Here is a 21,507-nt window from a genome sequence, read left to right as displayed (position 1 = left end):
GTCATTCCCCGGCGTTGCAGAACCCTTCCACCGCCAGCTCCTCCCAATGGCCGGCGATGAGCCGGGCCGAGGGATCGGCCAGGATCGAGAAATGGTCGCCCGGCAGCGTGCGGGCGGCCAGCGGGCCGTCGCTGTAGCGGCTCCATCCCAGATCGTCACCGGCCAGCGCGGCCGGCAGGCGGTCGCGGTCCGGCCGCGCCAGCGTCTCCGCCGCCCGCAGCAGCAGCAGGCGGACCGGCCGGGCGTCGGCGGGGGCGTAGTCCATCCCGGCGCAGCTCCGCATGACCCGGAGCATCCCGCGCAGATGCGCACGGCCGAGCGCGGGCAGACCATGCTCCCGCATCATCGCCAGCGCCCGGTCGACGGCGTCGTCGTCGTCCAGCCCGGCGAAGCGGTCGCGGTCGGCCGCCAGCGGCCGGCCGGCGGTGGCCGCCAGCTCCTCCACCAGCGCCGCCAGCCAGTCCGCCTCCCCGAGGGCGGCGGTGCCGGCCAGCGGGTTGGGGCCGGGGGCATAGCCGTCGATGACGGTCAGCCGCTCGACCGTCTCGCCGTCGCGCAGCAGGCGCTGGGCGACGGCGAAGGCCACCTTCGCCCCGAAGGAGTGGCCGCCCAGCCAGTAGGGGCCTTGGGGCTGGACCTCGCGGATCGCCCGCAGCGCGCGATCGGCCATGGCCTCCATGTCGGGATCGGGCGGGCCGAGACCGTCCAAACCAGCGGGTTGCAGGCCGTAGACCGGCCGTCCGCCGCCCAGATGCCGGGCCAGCGGGGCGAAGGCCATGACGCTGCCGCCGGCGCCGGGAATCCAGAAGCAGGGGGGATTGTCCCCGTTCCCATCGCCGCCGGCCAATGGGACCAGCGGCGACCAGACCTCGCCCTCTCCGATATTGCGGCCGTTTCCGGCACTGTGGCCGTCGCGGCGCAGCAGGACGGCAAGCGCGCCGACGGTCGGATGCCGGAACAGGGCGGTGAGCGGCAGGGCGACCCCGAATTCCCGCTCGATCCGCGCGATCGTCTCCACCGCCAGCAGCGAGGTGCCGCCGGCGTTGAAGAAGCTGGTGGCCGTTCCGATGCGCGGGACGCCCAGCACCGCCTCCCACAGGGCGCAGAGCGCGGCCTCGACCGCGTCGAGCGGGGGGCGGTGTTCGTCGTCGGCGAAGACGCCGCGCGGGTCGGGCAGCCGGTCCCGGTCGAGCTTGCCGCTGGCGTTCAGCGGCAGGGCGTCCAGCGTCACGAAGAAGCCGGGGACCATGTAGTCGGGCAGCACCGCCGACAGGTCGGCGCGCAGCCGGGCGGACAGCCCGTCGGCCGGCACGCCGGGGCTCGGCACCAGATAGGCGGCGAGGTCGCCGGGCTCGTGGCGCGGATGGCCGACCACCGCCGCCTGGGCGATTGCCGGATGCCGTCGGAGATGGGCCTCGATCTCGCCCGGCTCGACGCGGAAGCCACGGACCTTGATCTGCTCGTCGATGCGGCCGAGGAACTCGATGGAGGCCGGGGCGCCGTCCTCCCCCCGCCGGAACGCCACCCGGTCGCCGGTGGCGTAGAGCCGTTCGCCGGCCAGGGGGTGAAGGGCGAAGCGCTCGGCGGTCAGCTCGGGGCGCTCCCAATAGCCGCGCGCCAGACCGGCCCCGCCGATGTGCAGCTCTCCCGCCACACCGGCCGGAACCGGGTTGCCGGCGGGGTCGAGGACGAAGACCGACCAGCCGGCGAGCGGGCGGCCGATCAACGGCTTCCGCCCATCCGTTCCGCAAGGGGCGAGCGTGGCGCAGACCGTGGTCTCGGTCGGGCCGTAGGCGTTGACGACGACGCGCCCCTCCGCCTCCCACCGCTTGGCGAGGTCGGCGGGCAGGGCGGCCCCGGCGGAGACCAGCAGGCGCAGGGCGGGCAGCGGCCGGTGCGGCAGGGCGGCCAGCGCCGAGGGGGTGATGGTCAGGTGGGTGACGGCCTGTTCGTCGAGAAGCCGAGCCAGTCCGGGTCCGGGCATCAGCGCCTCGGCCGGGGCCATCACCAGCTCGGCCCCCGCCCCCAGCGCCATGGCGAATTCCCACACCGAGGCGTCGAAGCCGCTGCTGGCCATTTGCAGCACCCGGTCGCCCGGCCGCGCGCCGAACAGCCGGCGCTGTTCCAACGCAAGGGCGAGCAGCCCGCCATGGGTCAGCATCGCCCCCTTCGGCCGTCCGGTCGAGCCGGAGGTGTGGATGATGTAGGCGAGGGCGTCGGGCGCAGGAGCCGCCATCGCCGCCATCGGGCCGGAAGGCGGCGGGGCGGACAGGATCGCGGCGACCAGATCGGCGGTCAGGGTCGGGGGGTGGCGCAGATCCTCGCGGATGCCCTCCTGCCGGGCGGCCGGCGCCGCCGGATCGAGCGGGGCGTAGACCTTGCCCGCCTTGAGGATGCCGAGGAAGGCGATCACCAGCTCCGGCGCGCGCGGCATCGCCACGCAGACCGGGGCTTGGTCGGGCAGGCCGAGGCCAGCGAGATGGGTGGCCACCCGCTCGGCGCTCCGCTTCAGCTCGGCGTAGGTCAGGCGGCGCTCGCCGAAGCGGACGGCCACCCTGTCCGGCTGGCCGGCGGCGATGCCGTCGAACAGGTCGACGACGTTGCCGTGGGGAGCGGCGGGGGGAGGCGGCGGGACGACACCCGCCGGGATGGGGGCCGGGTCGCGGCTCCAGCGCTCCAGAATGTCCTGTAGCTCGTCGGCAGGCAGCAGGGGCAGCCGGGCGAGCGGCGTGTCGGGGGCGGCGACCGCGCCGTCCAGCAGGGTGCGGTACTGCGCGGCCATCCGCTCGATGCTGTCCTGGCGGAACAGCTCGGTCGCGTATTCCAGGCTGAGGACGAGGTCGCCCCCCGCCCCGGTGTCCGCTTCCGTGATCGAGCAGAGCAGGTCGAAGGGGCAGGCGTTCTTGCTCGCCTCGACGAAGCCGATCTCCAGCCCGTCCGGTGAACGGCTCTCGTAGGGCAGATTCTGCAAGACGAAGCCGATCTGGGCCAGCGGGTGCTGGTCGGGCCGCCGCCGTGGCCGCAGGGCCTCCACCACCGCCTCGAAGGGGACGTCCTGGTTGGCGTAGGCCTCCAGCGCGGTCCTGCGGACGTCGTCGAGCAGGGCGCGGAAACCGGTGTCGGGCCGGGGCCGCGCCCGCAGCACCAGCATGTTGACGAAGAAGCCGAAAATCTCCTCCTGCCAGTGCCGGGTGCGGTTGGCGACGCTGATCGCCACCGCCTGGTCGTCGATGCCGGTGTGGCGGAACAGCAGGCTGTGGAAGGCCGCCAGCAGGACCATGAAGGGGGTCGCCCCCTCGGCCTGGGCGAAGGCGCGGACCCGGCGGGCGAGGTCGGCCCCCAGCGGAAGGGTCACGGTGGCGGAGCGGAACGTGCGCTCCGCCGGCAGGGGAAAGTCGCCGAGCAGCCCGTGGCGCTCGGGCAGCCCGTCGAGCCGTTCCCGCCAATAGGTCGACTGCCGCGCCAGGGTGTCGGCCTCCAGCCCGTTGCGCTGCCAATGGGCGAAGTCGGCGTATTGCGCGGCGGGGTCGGGCAGCGGCGAGGGACGGCCTTGCGCGAAGGCCTCGTAGAGCGCCACCAGCTCCTTCATGAGCAGGCTGATCGACCAGCCGTCGGTGGCGATGTGGTGCATCACCAGCAGCAGCACATGGTCATCGGGCCCGCTTTCCAGCAGGAGGGCGCGGATCGGCGGTCCGTTCTCCAGGTCGAAGGGGCGGGAGGATTCGGCGTCCAGCGCCTCCCGCTCGGCACCCGCCAGCGCGGCGCCGGCGAGAGGACGCAGGGACAGCACGGGCAGGGGCAGGGGAGTCGGCGCGATCTCCTGGCGCGGGGCGGAGTCGTGGACGGGGAAGCGGGTGCGCAGCGCCTCGTGGCGGCGGACGATCTCGTCGAGCGCCCGGCCGAGCGCGTCGCGATCCAGCCGTCCGGTCAGCCGCAGCGCCAGCGGCACGTTGTAGGCGGCGCTGCCGGGGGCGAGCCGTCCGGCGACCCAGAGCTGGCGCTGGCCCCAGGACAGTGGTGCCGGTTCCCCGGCCGGCCGGCGGGGAGGCTCGGCGGTGTCGGCGGTCGTGCCTGTGCCCGTGCCCGCCCGCGCCACCTCCACGGCTTCGGCCATGGCGCGCACGGTGGGCGTGCGGAACAGGACGCTCATCGGCAGGGCGACGCCGAAGCGGTGGCGGATCTGGGAAAGCATCTGGGTCGCCAGCAGCGAATGGCCGCCGAGATCGAAGAAATTGTCGTCCGGCCCGATCCGCTCGTGGCCGAGCAGCGTGCGCCACACCGCGGCGATGCCGCTTTGGATCCCGTCGCCGCCGGTTTCCGGGGCGGCGGGAGTCGTTTCCGGGGCGGAGGCTTCCTCGCGCGGCGGCAGGTCGACCCATTGCCGCAAGCGCGGCTCCAGGTCGCCGCGGGTGACGATGGTCTGCGCCGCCGTGCCGTGATGAAGGACCCGCAGGAAGGCGTCCAGCCCCTCCGCCGCCGACATCTCCAGCGCGCGCAGAAGCTGGCCCGGCCCGCGCCCGTCGTCGCCGCGCACCTGCCAGCTGTCCCAGTTCATGGCGATCCAGCGGCCGGGATCCCGTTGCTCGGCCCGCTGGGCGGCGGTGTCGAGCGCGGCGTTGGCGGCGGCGTAGGCGGCGAAGCCCAGTCCGCCCAGCACCGACGCCATCGAGGACATCAGCACGCAGAAATCCACCGCGCGGCCCTCCGAGGCACGGCTGGCCAGCAGCCGGTCGAGCACCCGCACGCCGTCCAGCTTCGGGGCGAACTGCTCGGCGCATTGCGCCGGGTCGTGCTCGTCGAGCGGCTGGTGCATGCGCGTGCCGATGGCTCCGGCGGCATGGACCACCCCGTTGACCGCTCCCCATTCCGCCTCGGTCGCGGCGAACACCGCCGCCATCGCGTCCAGCCGGCCGGCGTCGGCGCCGTGCAGGCGGATCTCGGCCCCCGCCGCCTCGAAGGCCAGCAACCGTTCGAGGAGCTTGCGGGTGGGATCGTCGGGGCCGTGCGTGGCGATCCAGCCCTCCCAGTCGGCGCGTGCCGGCTGGTTGCGGCGGCCGACCAGCACCAGCCGGGCCTGGACCGCGCGCGCCAGATGGCCGGCGATCTCCAGCCCGAGCCCGCCCAGGCCCCCGGTGATCAAGTAGACCCCGCGCGGGCGCAGCGCCCGGCGTTGCGGGCCGGCGGTGTCGAGCCGCTGGGGCGCGTGATCGGGCAGCCAACGATGGGCGCCGCGCAGGCAGAGCCGCGCCGGCCGTTCGGCGGCCCGCAGCTCCTCGCGGATGCGGTCGACCAGCGCCGCGGTCGCGGCGTGTGAGCTGCCGGGTTCGGGCGGCACGAGGTCGATCAGATGGGTGCGCAGGCTGGGGTATTCCTGCGGGATGACCAGGGCCGGCCCGGCGATCAGGCTCTTGTCCGGGCACAGGATCTCGTCGCCGGTCACGTCGAACAGGCCCGCCGTCAGCACGGTGACGTCGTGCGGAGCCCCGCCTCCAAGCGCGCGGCCGAGCAGGGACAGGCTGTGGAAGCCGAGCCGCCGCTCGGCCGCCGACTCCGCGTCGTCCATCGCCTTCGGCGGTTGGATCAGCGACCAGGCGTGGACGACCGTCCGGGGGGCCGGGCCGATGTCGGCCAGCAGGCGGCGGTAGTCCTCGGGGCTGTCGGGGCGCAGGGTGGCGGCGCCGTCGGCCGGCGGGGCGTAGGCGTCGCCGGGACGCACGCGGAGGACGGCGCAGCCGTCGGCCTCCAGCCGGGCGGCCAGTGCTTCGCCCAGCCCTTCCCCCCGCCCTTCCCCGTCAGGCCCGGCGGGCCCGGTGAACAGCAGGATCCGCTCCGGCCCGTTGCCGGTCATGGCCGCGAACGGCGGGCTGCGGCGCCAGACCGGGGCGAGGAACCAGTCGGCCGGGTCGTCCTTGCGGCGGACGCCGCCGGGCGCGCGGGCCGTGGCGCTTGGGACGGCGCCGGGGAGGGCGGCCGGCTCCGGCGGGTCGATCCAGCAGCGGCGACGCTGGAACGGGTAGGTCGGCAGCGGCACCTTGCGCCGCGCCTGGCCGGTCCCGCGACCGCTCCAATCGACGGCGACCCCGGCCTGCCACAGCCGTCCGAGGGACTGGGCGATGAGGGCATCCTCCTCCATCCCCTCCTGCCGCTGCTGGGGGTGGGGAAGCGAGGCCGCCACCGGCCGCGCCGGATCGAAGCCGGGATGGGCGCGGGCGAAGGTACCGAGCGCGTTGCCGGGGCCGATCTCCAGCAGTGCCGTGTCGGACTCCGCCAGCACCGTGCCGATGCCGTCGGCGAAGCGCACCGCGTCGCGCAGGTGCCGCACCCAGTAGTCGGGCCGCGAGACCAGCGCCGCGTCCACCCGCCCGCCGGTCGTGCCGGAAACGTAGGGAATGCGCGGCGGATGGTAGGCGACGGCGCCCGCCGCCTCGGCGAAGGCCGCCAGGATGCTGTCCATGGTGCAGGAGTGGGCTCCCCGCGACACCTGGAGCCGGCGCGTCTCCACGCCGATTCCGGCGAGCCGGGCCTGGAACGCCCCCAGCGCGTCCTCATGGCCGGACACCACGCACAGGTCGTGGGCGTTGACCACCGCCAGCGACAGCCGGTCGTTGAGGAAGGGGCGGATCTCGCTCTCGCTGTTGCGCAGCGCCACCATGCCGCCGGGGGCGGTCTCGTCCATCAGCCGGCCGCGCGCCGCGACCAGCCCCAGGGCGTCCTCCTCCGCCAGGATGCCGGCGAGGCAGGCGGCGGCGTATTCGCCGCTGCTGTGGCCGATCACCCCCTGGGGCTCGATCCCCCACGACGCCCACAGCCGGGCGAGCGCCATCTGGACGATGAACATCGCCGGCTGGCTGACGCCCATCCGCTGCAACTGCCGGTCCGCCCACTCCTCGCGGCCGGGGGCGGGGTGGAGAACCGCCAGCGCGTCGATGCCGGTCCTGGCGGCCAGGGCCGCCGCCCGCTCGCGCAGGGCCTCGCGGAAGACGGATTCCGTCTCGAAGAGGCGGCGGGTCATCCCGACCGACTGCCCGCCATGGCCGGTCAGCAGGAAGGTGACGCCGCGCCCGGCCTTGGCCTCCGTTGCGGCGGGGGCGTCGCCGAGGGCGCGGCGCAGCTCGTCGGCGGTGCGGCCGACGGCGGCGAGACGGTAGGGGAACAGCCTGCGCCCGGTCTGGAGGGTGTGGGCGGCGTCGGCCGGGGCGGGCGCGTCGGCCTCGGCCAGCCGGGCGGACAGGTCGGCGGCCATGCGGGCCAGCGCCTCGGGCGTGCGTGCCGACAGGGGGAGGATGTGCCAGCGCCGCTCATCCCGGCCGGCATCGGCATCGGCAGAGGCAGCGAAGCGGTTTTCCGCCAGCACGACATGGGCGTTGGTGCCGCCGATGCCGAAGGAGCTGACGGCGGCCACCCGGCTGCCCGGCTCCGCCGCCCAGTCGATCAGCCGGTCGTTGACGAAGAAGGGGCTGCCGGCGAGGCCGAGCGCCGGGTTGGGCGATTGGAAGTGCAGGGTCGGCGGGATCTGCCGGTGCAGCAGGCAGAGCGTCGCCTTGATCAGGCCGGCGACCCCGGCGGCGGCCCCGGTGTGGCCCATGTTGCTCTTCAGCGAACCGACCGCGCAGGTGCCGACGGCGCCGCTGCGGGCGCGGAACGCCTTGGTCAGCGCCGTGATCTCGATCGGGTCGCCGAGCGGGGTGGCGGTGCCGTGCGCCTCGACGTAGCCGACCTGGTCCGGGTGCACGCCGGCGATGTCCAGCGCCTCGGCGATGACGCGGGCCTGCCCGTCCGGGCCGGGGGCGGTGTAGCCGACCTTGCGGGCGCCGTCGTTGTTGACGGCGCTGCCCTTGATGATGCCGAGGATGGTGGAGCCCTGCGCCAGCGCGTCGGCCAGCGGCTGGAGCAGCACGACGCCCGCCCCCGCCCCGTTCAGGGTGCCGGCGGCCTGCGCGTCGAAGGGGCGGCAGCGCCCGTCGGGGGAGAGGATCATCCCCTCCTGGTGCCGGTAGCCCAGATCCTGCGGGGTGGAGACCGCGACGCCGCCCGCCAGCGCCAGATCGCATTCGCCGTTCAGCAGGCTCTGGCAGGCCATGTGGACCGCCACCAGCGAGGTCGAGCAGGCCGTCTGCACCGTCACGCTTGGTCCGGTGAGGTTCAGCTTGTACGAGGCCAGCGTCGCCAGATAGTCCTTGTCGTTGGCCAGCATCACCTGGAAGCTGCCGAAGGTGTCGAGGATCTCGGCGTTGCCGGCCAGATTGTTGAGGAAGTAGGTGTTGACCCCCGCCCCGGCGAAGACGCCGATGTCGGGCTTTGCAGTGTCCCGCCCCTCCGTCTCCCCGGCGTAGCCGCCGGATTCCAGCGCCTCCCACGCGCATTCCAGGAACAGCCGGTTCTGCGGGTCGAGCAGCGCCGCCTCTTGCGGGGCGTAGCCGAACAGGGCGGCGTCGAACGTCTCGATGTTGTCCAGCACCGCGCCGCGCTTGACGTAGGCCGGGTCGGCGAGCTGCTCCGGCGGGACGCCGCGCGCCAGCAGGTCCTCGTCGGTGAAGTCGGCGATGGCCTCCACCCCGTCGCGCAGCATCCGCCAGAAACCGGCGATGGTGGGAGCGCCGGGGAAGCGGCAGGCCATGCCGACGATGGCGATCTCCGTCGCCTCCGGCCGCGGCGTCGTCGTCCCAGCGGTCATCGCGTGCTCTCTCCCAAATCCGGTGTGTCGGTGTCGGTCGCCCCGTGGCGCAGGGCGGTGCGGCGGCCGCGCGCCTGGGCGCGGCCCTCCTGGCGGGCGGCGCGGACCGCCGCCCGGTGGCGGATTGCCGGCCCCTCCCGGGAGCCGTCGATCAGGCGGGCCAGGGCCTTGACCGTCGGGTGCTCGAACAGGCCGACCATGGTGACGTGCCCGGCGTCGGGGAAGCGCCGCCGGATCTCGGCCAGCACCCGCAGCAGCAGGAAGGAATAGCCGCCGAGGTCGAAGAAATTGTCGTGCAGCCCGACCGGCGGCCCTTGCAGGACCGACCGCCAGATCTCGGCGACCGCCCGTTCGGTGGCGCTGCCGGGCTGGGCCGAGGGGGCGGCCGGCCGGGCGGCGCCGCTGCCGGGCGGCGGCAGGGCCTTGCGGTCGATCTTGCCGCTGCGGGTCTGCGGCAGGGCCGGCAGCGGCACCCACAGGGTCGGGACCATGTAATCCGGCAGAACCGCCGACAGCCCGTCGCGGACCATGCGCGGGTCGGCGGCCTCGGGGCTGGCGGGGACGTAATAGGCGACCAGCCGCTTCTCGCCGCGGTCGTCGGCCCAGGCGACCACCGCCGCCTCGCGCGCGCGGGCCTGGGCGACGATGGCGCGCTCGACCTCCTCGGGTTCGATGCGGTAGCCGCGGATCTTCACCTGCTGGTCGATGCGGCCGAGGAAGTCGATCTCCGGCGGCCCGCCCCCCTCGTCCCAGCGGACGCAGGCGAGGTCGCCGGTGGCGTACATCATGCCCCCCGGGGACTTCGGTCCGAAGGGGGCGGGACGGAAGGCGGCTTCCGTCAGGTCGGGGCGGCCGAGATAGCCGTGGCTGACCGCCGCGCCGGCGATCCACAGCTGCCCCGGCACGCCGGGCGGCAAGGGCCGCCCCTCCTCGTCGAGGATGTGGACGGCGGTGTTGGCGACCGGCCGGCCGATGCGCGGCAGCTCCGGCCAGACGGCCGGGTCGTCGGGCAGCACCAGCGCGGTGGCGACGTGGGTTTCGGTCGGACCGTACTGGTTGACCAGCCGGCAGCCGGGCAGATCCCCGAACATCCGCCGCAGCGCCGGCGTCACCTGCAACCGCTCGCCCGCCGTGAGAAGCTCGCGCAAGGTTGCCGGCCGCGTGGTGGCGAGCGGCCAGGCCTCGGCCATCTGCTGAAGCGCGGTGAAGGGCAGGTAGATGCGCTGGATGCCCCAGCCGGCGGCCTGCGCCAGCATCGCCGGGACGTCGCGGCGCAGTGCCTCGTCCATCAGCACCAGGGTGCCGCCCGAGGCCCAGGTGGCGAACATCTCCTGGCAGGCGACATCGAAGCCCAGCGTGGTGAATTGCAGGGTGCGCAGCCCCGGCCGGAAGGACGGCTCCGCCACCTGCCAGCGGATCAGGTTGACCAGCGCCCGGTGCGGCATCCGCACCCCCTTGGGCTGTCCGGTCGAGCCCGAGGTGTAGAGCACGTAGACGAGGTCTTCCGGCGACAGGGGTGTGTCGGGGTTGCCGGCCGCTTCGCCCTCTTCCGGCTCCGGCCCGGCCGGGACGCTGCGCGCGCCGTGCGGCAGGGCGTCAAGCCCGTCGGGCAGCGGGGCGTCGCCGACCACCAGCCCGACCCCGGCGTTGCCGATGATGAAGTCCAGCCGCGCCGCCGGCAGGGCGGGGTCGAGCGGCAGGTAGGCGCCGCCGGCCTTGAGGATGCCGAGCACCGCCGCCACCATCTCCAGCGACCGCTCCTGCCGCACGCCGACCGGGCTGCCCGGCCGCAGTCCCAGCGCCGTCAGCCGCCGGGCCAGCGCGTTGCCCCAGCGGTTCAGCGCCGCGTAGCTCAGGCTCCGCCCGGCGAACTCGACGGCGACCACAGCGGGGTGGCGGGCGGCGGCCTCCTCGAACAGGCGGTGCAGCGTCCCGTCGCCGCCGCCCGCCACCGCCGGTCCCCGGCAGGCGGCCAGCAGCCGGTCGCGCTCGGCGTCGGAAAACAGCGGCAGCTCGCGCAGCCGCCGTTCGGGCGCCTCGGCCACCGCGCGCAGCAGGGCGACATACTGGTCGACCATCCGCTGGGCGGTGGCCGGGTCGAACAAGTCGCTGCTGTATTCCCAATGGCCGTCCAGCCCGCCGTCGGTTTCGATCAGGCTGAGCAGCAGGTCGAACTTGGCGGTGCGGCTGTCGACCTCCAGCGGCGCGAGCGTCAGGCCGGGCAGCTCGACCGGCTCGACCGGCGTGTTCTGAAGGTTGAACATGGCCTGGAACAGCGGCGCGTGCGACAGGCTGCGCGGCGGGTCGAGCACGTCCACCAGCTTTTCGAAGGGCACGTCCGGGTTGGCGAAGGCGTCGAGCGTCATGCCGCGCACCGAATCCAGGAACTCGGAGAAGCGCGGGTTGTCCGCCATGCGGCCGCGCAGCACCAGGGTGTTGGTGAAGAAGCCGATCAGCCCCTCCAGCGCCGCGTCGGACCGGCTGGCGACCGGGGTGCCGACGAGGATGTCGTCCTGGCGGGAATGGCGGTGCAGCAGCACCATGAACACCGCCAGCAGCGTCATGAACAGGCTGGCCTGGACCGTCTGTCCGACCGCCAGCAGCCGGCGGGCGAGACCGGAATCGACCTGGAAGCGCAGGGTGGCGCCATGGAAGCTCTGGCGGTGCGGGCGCGGCCGGTCGGTGCAGAGGTTGAGGTGCGGCGGTGCGCCGTCGAGCTGGCGCGTCCAGTGGTCGAGCTGCGCCTTGAAGCCCGGACTGGCCAGCCATTGCCCCTGCCAGGCGGCGTAGTCGGCGTACTGCACCGGCAAGGGTGGCAGGGGCGGCGGAAGGGGCGGCGGCGAGGCGGCGGCCGCGTCCCGCCCAGCCAGTTCGGCGGCGTAGAGGGCGCCGATCTCGCGGACGAAGACAGCCAGCGACCAGCCGTCGGACGCGATGTGGTGCCAGGTCAGCACGCCCAGATGGCGATCCGGCGCCAGTTCGATCAGGGTGAAGCGGAGCGGCGGCTCGCGCGACAGGTCGATCGGGCGGGCGGCCTCGTTCAGCGCCAGCTCGGCCAGCGTCGCGTCGTCGGTGCCGGGGGTGGCCGCCCTTGTCCGGGCGAAGGGCGGCGGTCCGGGCGGCAGGATGCGCTGCCACGGTTCGCCGTCGCGCAGCAGGAAGCAGGTCCTCAGCGACTCGTGGCGGCGCATCAGGGCGTCGAAGGCGCGGGCGAGGGCCGGAGCCTCCAGCCGTCCGGTCAGCCGGAAGGCGCCGATGGTGGTGTAGGCCCGGCCGCCGCCCTCCAGCCGGTCGAGGAACCACAGGGAGCGCTGGGAGTAGGAGACCGGCATCAGCGCCGACCCGTCCGGCTCGGTCCGGCGGGGCAGCGCGACCAGCGGCGGGCGGGCGGCGGGCGGGCGGTCCTGCTCCAGCCGGCGCGCCAGTTCGGCGCCCAGTTCGGCGACGGTCGGGAAATCGAACACGTCGCGCGCCGACGTCGCGACCGGCCAGCCGGCGCGGATGCGCGAGACCACCTGCACCGCCATCAGCGAATGACCGCCCAGTTCGAAGAAATTGTCGTGGACGCCGATGGAGACGGTTTTCAGCACCTCCCGCCAGATCGCCAGCAGGCGGCTTTCGGTCTCGTTGCGCGGCGGCGTCCGTTCGGCGGGCGGGCCGGGCTCGGCCAGGGCGGGGAGCGCCATGGCCTCCAGCCGGCGGCGGTCGATCTTTCCGCTCGACGCCAGGGGCAGGGCGTCCACCGCGACGAAGTGGGCCGGGACCATGTGGTCGGGCAGCGTGCGCTTCAGCGCCGCGCGCAGGGCGGCGGCGTCCGGGCCGTGTCCGGCGACGAAGGCCACCAGCCGATGGTCGCTGTCGCCGGGACGGCGAACGCCGATCACCGCGCTCTCGCGCACCGACGGGACGGCGTTCAGCGCCGCCTCGATCTCGGCGGTCTCGATGCGGAAGCCGCGCACCTTGACCTGCCGGTCGGTGCGGCCGAGGAACTCCAGCCCCTTCGGTCCCAGCCGCACGCGGTCGCCGGTGCGGTACATCCGCTCCGCGCCGCCGGCCAAGGGATCCACGAGGGGGCCCGCGAAGGGATCGGGCAGGAAGGCGGCGGCGGTCAGGTCCGGCTCGTTGAGGTAGCCGTTGGCGAGTCCGGCGCCGGCCAGGACCAGTTCCCCCGCCATGCCGTCCGGCACCGGCCGCAACCGTTCGTCCAGCACATAGGCCCGCAGATTGTCCACCGGCCGGCCGATCGGCACCGTGCCCTGCCGCAGCCCCGGCCGGCATTCGCGGAAGACGGCGTCGATGCAGGTCTCGGTCGGGCCGTAGAGGTTGAAGATACGGGCCGGTGCCGCCTGGGTCAGCAGCCGGTCCTGCAAGCCGGTCGCCAGCGCCTCGCCGCCGGAGATCACCACCCGCAGCGACGGGCAGCCGGCCAGCAGCTCCTCGTCCACCATCACCTGGAGCAGCGCCGGCACCGCCTGGAACAGGGTGATCCGGTTGGCGCGGATCAGGTCGCGGAGGGCGCCGGGCTCCTTTTCGCAGCCCGGCGGGGCGACGACCAGCCGGCCGCCGGAGACCAGCGGCGCGAAGAACTCGATGACCGAGGCGTCGAAGTCGAAGGAGGTCATCTGCAACAGCGCGTCATCGGCGGTCAGGCCGAATTGGCGGCGGAACCAGAGCTGGTGGTTGACGATCGCCCGGTGCGGCACCGCCACCCCCTTGGGCGTGCCGGTCGAGCCGGAGGTGAACATCACGTAGGCCGGCCGGTCGTCCCGCGCCGGCACCGCCGGCGGGCTGTCGGGGTGGCCGGCGATGGCCTCCGCCTCGGCGTCGGGATCCAGAAGAACGGCCGGGGTGTCGGGCAGCGGAAAGCCGGGCTCGGCGACGACGATCACCGGCCGGGAGGCGCGGATCACCGTCGCCGTCCGCTCGGCCGGGTGGGCCGGGTTGAGCGGGACATAGGCGCCGCCGGCCTTGAGGATCGCCAGCAGGATCACCGGCAGGTCGAGCGAGCGCCGCCGCCAGACCCCGACCAGCCCGCCGGGCTCCAGCCCCAGCGCGATGAGGTGATGCGCCAGCCGGTTGGCCGACGCCTCCAGCGCGCCGTAGCTCAGAACGGCGTCGCCGTGGGACAGGGCGGTCGCCGCCGGGGCACGGCGCGCCTGTTCGGCCACCAGCTCGTGCAGGCCGAGGCCGGGCGGGCGGGGGTGGACGCTTCCGGCCAGGCCGGGTGGGCGGGCGCGCTCCCCGGCGTCGCGCAGGTCGATGGCCTCGACCGGCTGGTCCGGGTCGGCGAGGACCGCCGCCAGCAGGATGTTCAGCCAGCGACCGAAACGGGCGACGCTGTCGGGGTGGAACAGCTCGCTGTTGTATTCCAGGCTGCCGGCGAAGCCGCCGCTCGACGGCTGCACCGTCAGGGTCAGGTCGTGCTTGGCGAAGGGCGAGTCCCAGGGAACCGGCTCCGCCGTCACCCCCGGGAGGGCGAGGGCGGCCGGGGGTTCGTCCTCCACCGCCAGCATCACCTGGAAGAGGGGGGTGGTGTCGAGCCGGCGGTTGGGCTTCAGCGCCTCGACCAGCGTGGTGAAGGGAAGATCCTGGTGGTCGAACGCCTCCAGCACCGTGCGCCGCGCCCGCTCCAGCAGGGCGGAGAAGGGCTCGTCACCGCCTGCCGGGCTGTCCGGGGAACCGTCCAGCGGGGTGCGCAGCACCAGGGTGTCGGCGAAGAAGCCGACCAGCGATTCGACGCCCCGGTGGTGGCGCCCGGCGATCGGGGTGCCGACACCGAAATCCGCCTGCCCGGTCATCCGGTGCAGCAGGGCGGCGAAGACGGCGTAGAACAGCATGAAGCGGGTGGCGCGCCGCTCCCGGCACAGGCGGTCCACCGCCGCCGGGTCGGCGTCGATGGCGAAGACCGCCGTCGCCCCACGGTTGCCGGGAACCGCCGGGCGCGGGAAGTCGGCCGGCAGTTCCAGCCCGTCGGGCATGCCGTCGAGCTTGCCCCGCCAGTAGCCGAGCAGCCGCTCCAGCCGCTCCCCTTGCAGCCAGGAGCGGTGCCAGTCGGCGAAATCCTGGTACTGCACGGCCAGCGGCGGCGGGGCCGGGCGGCCGGCGCACAGCGCCTCCACCTCGCGCAGGAACAGCGCCACCGACCAGCCGTCGCACACCAGATGATGCATCACCACCTGGAGGTAATGCTCGCATGGGCCGACCCGCAGCAGGGTGGCGCGCAGCGGCGGGCCGCGCTCCAGATCGAAGGGCGCCTCCGCCCCCTCGGCGAGCAGGCGGGGCGCCTCGTCGGCGGTGCAGTCGCGCGTATCCAGACGGAAGCCGGTGTCGGCGATGTGGTGGACGGCCCGCCCGTCCCGCTCGGCGAAGACCGCCGACAGGCTGTCGTGGCGGCGGACGACGGCTTGCAGCGCCGCCTCCAGCGCGGCGGTGTCGAGGGGGCCGAGCAGCCGGTACTGGCCCGGCACGTTGTAGGCCCCGCCCATCGGCAGCAGTTTTTCCAGCACCCACAGCCGTTCCTGGGCGTGGGACAGGGGCAGGTCGCGGTGGCCGAGGTTGCGTGGGGCCAGCGGCGGGCCGGCGTTCCCGTCGCCGCCCCCGTCCTCCGCCGGCCGGTCGATGAGGCGGGCCAGCGAGTCCAGCGTGGGGTGCTCGAACACGCTGCGCACCGGCAGCGCGTCGGGCCGGCCGGCGGCGGCCAGCGCCTCGCGGACCCGCGCGATCATGCGGATCGCCGACAGCGAGTTGCCGCCGCGCTCGAAGAAGTGGGTGGTCCGGTGGATCGCCCCGTCCCCGAGGATGCCGGCCCAGACCCCGGCCAGCAGGCGTTCGGTGGCGCTGGCCGGCGCCTCGCCGGCCGGTTCGGCATCCACCCGGTAGCGGTCGGAGGCGAGCGCCTTGCGGTCGATCTTGCCGGCGGGCGACACCGGCAGCGCGTCGAGCGCCACGAACCGGCTGGGCAGCATGTGGTCCGGGAGGCGCCGGGCCAGGGCGCCACGGTGGTCGGCGTCGGGCGCCGCGTCCGCCTTCGGCACGTAGTAGGCCACCAGCCGGGGCCCGCCCTCGTCGTCGCGGACGACGACGGCGCATTCGGCGACGCCGGGCAGGCCGTCGAGCTGCGCCTCGACCTCGCCGGGCTCGATGCGGAAGCCGCGGATCTTCACCTGCCGGTCGATGCGGCCGAGGATGTCGACGACCAGTTCGCCGGTGGCGGGGTCGGGAACCCAGCGGGCGAGGTCGCCGGTGCGGTACAGCCGCTCCGACCAGCGCTCGCCGGCGAGATCCAGCTCCAGCGTGACGAAGCGTTCGGCGGTCAGCTCGGGCCGCTCGTGATAGCCGATGGCCAGCCCGTCGCCGCCGGTCAGCAGCTCGCCGGCCACGCCCGGCGGCACCGGGTTGCCGTGGGGATCGAGGATGTGGACGCTGGTGCCGGCGATCGGCCGGCCGGCCGGGAACAGCGCCGCCGGTCCCTTGGAGAAGCGGTGGCAGGTGGTGAAGGTGGTGTTTTCCGTCGGGCCGTAGCCGTTGATCAGCGTGGTGCCGGGCAGCCGGGCCAGCGCTTCCGCCGCGTGCCGGCGCGATAGGGCCTCGCCGCCGGTCAGCAATTGCCGAACGCCGCGCAGGTCGTCGGGCGCGGTGTCGATCATCAGGGTGAACAGGCCCGAGGTCAGCCACAGGGTGGTGACGCCGCCCTCGCGGACGATCCGCCCGAGCGCAAGCAGGTCGTTCTCCAGCGGCGGGGCGATCAGCAGCGTGCCGCCGTTCAGCAGGCTGCCCCAGATTTCGAAGGTCGAGGCGTCGAAGGACACCGGGGCGAGCAGCAGCATCACCTCGGACGCGTCGAGCCGGGCGTAGTCGGCCCCCTTCACCAGCCGGACCACGCCACGGTGGGGGACGACCACCCCCTTGGGCAGGCCGGTGGAGCCGGAGGTGTACATGATGTAGGCCGGGCTGTCGGGGCCGAGGCCGGGTCCGGGGTGGTGCCCGGCGGCGGGGGCTGGCGGGTTGTCGTCGTCGGTTTCGGGCAGGCCGTCCATCAGCAGCCGGGGAACCGCCGTCCAGCCGATGCCGGCATCCCCGGCGCTGTCGGTGACGAGCAGGCCGATGCCCGAATCCTCGGCCATCCAGGCCAGCCGTTCCGCCGGGTAGCCGAGGTCGAGCGGCACATAGGCCGCCCCCAGCCTGAGGATCGCGAGCAGCCCGGCGATCAGCTCCGGCGAGCGGCCGAGCGCGATGCCGACCCGGTCGCCCGGACAAACCCCCCGTTGCCGCAGCCGGCCGGCCAGCCGGTCCGCCTGCCGGTCGAGCGTCCGGTAGTCGAGCCGGCGGTCGCCGAACCGCAGGGCGGTGGCCTCCGGCGTCGCCGCCGCCTGCCGGGCGAACAGGCCGGCGATGGTGGCTTCGGCGAAGGGGCCGGGGCCGCGCGGACGGTTCGACGCCCGCAGCAGCGCCCGTTCGTCCTCGGGGGTCAGCAGGGCCAGCGCGTGGACCGGCCGTTCGGGGGCCGCCAGCGCGTCGGCCAGCAGGAGGGCGAAGCGGCGGGCGATGCCCGCCACCGTCGACTCGTCGAACAGGTCGCTCTGGAAATCCCAGCAGAGCAGCGGCCCACCCGGCTCGTCCGGGAGGATGGTCAGCATCAGCGGGTATTTGCCGGTGTCGGCGCGCAGCGGGTGGGGGGCGAGGGCGACGCCGCCGAAGGACAGCTCGGCCATCTCCACGTTCTGGAGGACGATCATCGCCTGGAAGACCGGCGGGTGCGACGCCCCGCGCTCCGGCCGCAAGGCGTCCACCAGCAGGCCGAAGGGCAGCTCCTGATGCTCGTAGGCGGCGAGCGCCGTGTCGCGCACCCCGGCCAGCAGGTCGCGGAAGGGCGCCCGTCCGTCCACGTCGCTGCGCAGGGCCAGCGTGTTGACGAAATAGCCGGGCACCGCCTCCAGATCCGGGCGCAGCCGGTTGGCGATGGGGGTGCCGACCACGATGGTCTCCTGCCCGGTGATCCGGTGCAGCAGCGCCGTGAAGGCGGCGGTGAAGACCATGAAGGGAGTCGTCCCCTCCCGCCGGCACAGGGCGTCCACTGCGCTTTGCAAAGCGGGATCAAGCGGCATGGCGACGCGGCCGCCCCGGTGGCTCAGCCGGGCGGGATAGGGGCGATCGGTCGGCAGGGCGAGCAGCGGCGGCGCGTCGGCCAGGGCTTGGCGCCAGTAGGTCAGCAGCGCCGCGCCGCGTTCCCCCGCCAGCCGTTCGCGCTGCCAGCGCGTGTAGTCGCCGTACTGCGCCGCCGGGGCCGGCAGCGGCGACGGGCGCCCGTCGCGGGCGGCGTCGTAGAGGGCCGACAGCTCCGCGACCAGCAGGGCGATCGACCAGCGGTCGGTGATCACATGATGTTGGCTGAACACCAGGATCCAGTCGCGCGCGCCGGTGCGCAGCAGATGGACGCGCAGCAGCGGCGGCCGCTCCAGGTCGAAGGGCGCCCAGGCGATTGCGTTCACCCGCGCGTCGAGCGCCGCCGCGTCCAGGCCGGCGGCGTCCTCCACCGGGACGGGCACGGCCAGGGGGGGGGCGACCACCTGATGGAGGGCGCCGTCGCGCAGCTCCAGCCGGGTGCGCAGGCTGTCGTGGCGGCGGCACAGCGCGCCGACCGCCGCCTCCAGAGCCGCGACGTCGAGGTCGCCGTGCAGCCGGGCCGCCCGCGCCTCGATGTAGAGGGCGGGGCAGCCGGTCTCCAGCCGGTCGAGCGACCACAGCATCTCCTGGTTGGCTGAGGCCGGGATCACCGCGTCGCGGGGCGTCTCCGTCGCGGCGGAAAGCCGGGCGATCAGGTCGGGCTTGCGGGCGATCAGCGCGTCGCGCAGGGCGCCCTGGATCACCCCCTTGGGGGCGGAGAAGCGGAGCTGCCCCTCCTCCACCCACAGCCGGACGTTCAGGCTGTCCAGTTGCCGCAGCAGCGCGTCGAGCCCGTCGCTCATAGGGTTCCCTCTTCCCGGTCCTCGTCGGCGTCGCCGCCGGCCGGTGCCGGCGCGGCGGCGTCCTCGATCCGGCGGGCCAGCGCCTCGATCGTCGGACCGGCGAAGAAGGCGCGGATCTCCAGTGTGACGCCGTAGGTCTCGCGGATGTGCGACAGGATGCGGGTGGCGCCCAGCGAGTTGCCGCCCAGCTCGAAGAAGCTGGCGTCCGGAGCCGGGGGCGGGCCGCCGAGGATCCGCTGCCACAGGCCGGTCAGGGCGGTGCGCACGTCCGCCGCCGCCGGTCCGCCGGTCGCTGCCGGGGCGGCGGCCGGAACGGGCGCGGTCGGGGCAGCCGCCGTCCCCGCCGCCGTCCCCGCCGCTGTCCGGGCGCGCGAGACCAGCAACTGCGGGGCGATGCCGACGGGCAGCCTGCGGAAGAGGGCGGTTCCCTCCTCCGGCGTGATGCTGTCGGCTTCGAACGGGTTGCCGTGCAGCCCGTCCCGCGTGACGGCGGCGGGCGGCGGCGGTTCGGCGGAAGGCGCGGCCAGCGTGTAGCCGTCGATCTCGGCCAGCGTGCGGCCCTCGCGATCGGCGATCGCCAGATCCCAGCGCAGCGTTCCGGCGCCGGCGGGGCCGGCGGACGGGCGGGCGACGCTGACCAGATGCGCCCCCAGCGGCCGGTACACCCGCAGGCGGCGGTAGCCGACCGGCAGATGCAGGGCGTCCGGTGCCCGGAGATGGCCGTGGACGCTGGTCGCGATGTCCAGCAGCGCCGGGTGCAGCGGGGTCGTCGCCAGATCGCCGTGGAAGCGGTCGTCCAGGCTCAGCTCGGCGACGCTGCGCGCCCCGCCCCCTTCATCGCCGCTCACCCGCGTCAGCGAGCGCCAGCGCGGCCCCAGCTCCAGATCGGCCGGCGCCTGGTCCGGCAGGGGGTACGGACGGGCGGCCGGGCCGGCGGCCGTGGGCGGCGCCACGCCGGCCAGCGGGTGCAGGGTGCCCTGGCCGTGCAGCAGCGGGGCGGTGTCCGGCGCCACGCTCTCCACCCGGAAGGCGGCGCCCTCGGCGTCGGGGATCAGGCTGACCCGGAGGCTGGCGCCCCCGCCGGCTTTCGGCGCCCAGGGGCGGACCAGCGCGACGTCGCGCAGCTCGACCGGCCGGAAGCCGTCCCCCTCCGCCCGGTCATGCTGGAAGGCCGCCAGGGCCAGTTCGACCACCCCGGTTCCCGGCAGGGTCGGCCGCCCGAACAGGCGGTGCTCGGACAGCCGCCAGTCCCGTTCCGGATCCAGGCGGGCGCGGTAGCGGATCTCGCCGTCGGGCATCCGGGTCCGTTCGGCGAACAGCGGATGGTCGAGGGCGGCGGTCTCGGCTTGGCGGTTCCAGACGTCCTGCGCCATGCCGACCGTGCGCCAGGAGTTCCAGTTGACCGCGATCACCGGCATCGGGTTGTCCGGCCGCTGGGCCAGCGCGTCCAGCACCGCGTTGGCGGCGGCGTAATGGCCCTGCCCGACCGTCGGCGCCACGGCGGCCAGCGACGAGCAGAGGACCAGGAAATCCGGCGGGTCGTCGCGCAGCGCGTCGATCAGCGCGCAGGCCCCGGCCACCTTCGGCGCCATCACCGCCCGCACCTGCTCGGCGTCCAGCGCGTCCAGCGTGGTGGCGCCCGGCAGGCCGGCGGCGTGGATCACCCCGTCGATGCGGCCGAAGCGGGCGCGGGCCTGCGCCACGGCGCGGGTGATCTGGGCCGGTTCCGCCGCGTCGGCGGCGAGCGCCAGAACCTCCGCGCCTTGGGCGCGCAGCGCCTCCAGCCGGCGGGCCTTGTCGCCGGTCTCGCCGGGGGCGGGGATGCCGCGCGACAGCAGCACCAGCTTCGCCGCCACCGTCCGCGCCAGATGGGCGGCGAGCGTGTGGCCGATGCCGCCCAGCCCGCCGGTGATCAGATAGACCCCGCCCGGCCGCAGCATCCCGGCCAGCGTCTCGGCCTCCAGCGGCATGTGTTCGCTGGCCGGCGCCCAGCGCTGGCTCCCGCGCAGGGCGGTCTGTGCCGGGGCGCCGTCGCCGGGGGGTAGGCGCAGCTCCGCCGCCAGGGCGCCGGCCGTCACGCCGGGGCCGGCGTCGAGCACGCGGCAGCTCCGTTTCGGGTATTCCTGGGCCGCCACCGCCGCCAGGGCCGGCAGAGTCGCCAATTCCGGCCGGACCGGGTCGGCGCCGGTCACCTGGAACAGGCCGGAGGCGACGGCGTGGATGGCGAAGGGCTTGTCGGGCCACACCCCGTCCACCGCCCGGATCCAGCGGTGCAGGTCGAGGAAACCGGCCAGCGCCTGTTCGGCGACGTCCGCGCCGGCCGGATCGGCGCACAGGATCAGCGCCGCCGGCTCCCAGATCTTCAGGCGGGTCAGCAGGCGGTCGAGCTGCTCCGGCCGGCCGGCGTCGACGGTGTAGCGCCGCTCGGCCGGGTTCGTCGCCTGCTCCCCGGCGGCGATGCGGATCACCGTGTCGCCTTGCGCCTCCAGCGCGTCGGCCAGCCTTTCGCCCAGGCTTTCGCCAAGGCCGGCGCGGTCCAGAACGACGATGCGGCAGCACGCTCCGCCATCCGCCGGCATGCGCGGCGGCAGCCGGCGCCAGGACGGCACCAGACAGGCGGGGGGAGGTTCGGCGGCGGTGGCCGGCTCCGCCACGGGCGGCGTGGGGAAGGCTTCGTCCGCGGCGGCGCTCCCCTCGGATCGGGCCATTTCGGATTGGGCGTCGAGCCAGTGGCGCTCCCGCTCGAACGGGTAGGTGGGCAGGGCGAGGCGGTGGGCAACGGCGCCGTCATGGACGGCGCTCCAGTCCGGCTCCACCCCGGCGAGCCACAGCCCGCCCAGCATCCGGGCGAGCCCGCCGTCGCCATCG

General features: G+C 74.7%; 3 protein-coding genes (1 of these 3 only partly in view). All 3 read right to left on the bottom strand.

Going from position 1 to position 21,507, the window contains the following annotated elements; genetic code table 11:
* Nucleotide 1 precedes the first annotated feature (1 nt).
* Tightly spaced (each overlapping or abutting the next), the 3 genes in view from JN22_RS30765 to JN22_RS30755 form a layout consistent with a single transcriptional unit that may run on beyond the window.
* Nucleotides 2-8,674, bottom strand: coding sequence for a hybrid non-ribosomal peptide synthetase/type I polyketide synthase (locus JN22_RS30765; RefSeq protein WP_085557722.1), 8,673 nt, complete (start codon nucleotides 8,672-8,674; stop codon nucleotides 2-4).
* The gene (locus JN22_RS30760; protein ID WP_085557721.1) at nucleotides 8,671-18,639 is read right to left on the bottom strand and encodes a non-ribosomal peptide synthetase; all 9,969 of its coding nucleotides are present in this window, start codon (nucleotides 18,637-18,639) and stop codon (nucleotides 8,671-8,673) included. The genes JN22_RS30765 and JN22_RS30760 overlap by 4 nt, the downstream gene beginning before the upstream one ends.
* A protein-coding gene (locus JN22_RS30755) for an SDR family NAD(P)-dependent oxidoreductase (protein WP_085557720.1) crosses the window boundary here: on the bottom strand, nucleotides 18,636-21,507 show its 3' portion. It continues 2,003 nt past the right edge of the window; the window shows 2,872 of its 4,875 coding nt (coding positions 2,004-4,875); its start codon lies beyond the right edge, outside the window — the gene reads right to left on this strand; the stop codon is at nucleotides 18,636-18,638. Before JN22_RS30755 ends, JN22_RS30760 begins: the two co-directional genes overlap by 4 nt.

This window comes from Azospirillum agricola, assembly GCF_020005195.1.
Classification (GTDB): Bacteria; Pseudomonadota; Alphaproteobacteria; order Azospirillales; family Azospirillaceae; genus Azospirillum; species Azospirillum agricola.
Note: the sequence above shows the minus strand (reverse complement) of the source record. Positions and strands in the feature narration are given on the sequence as shown.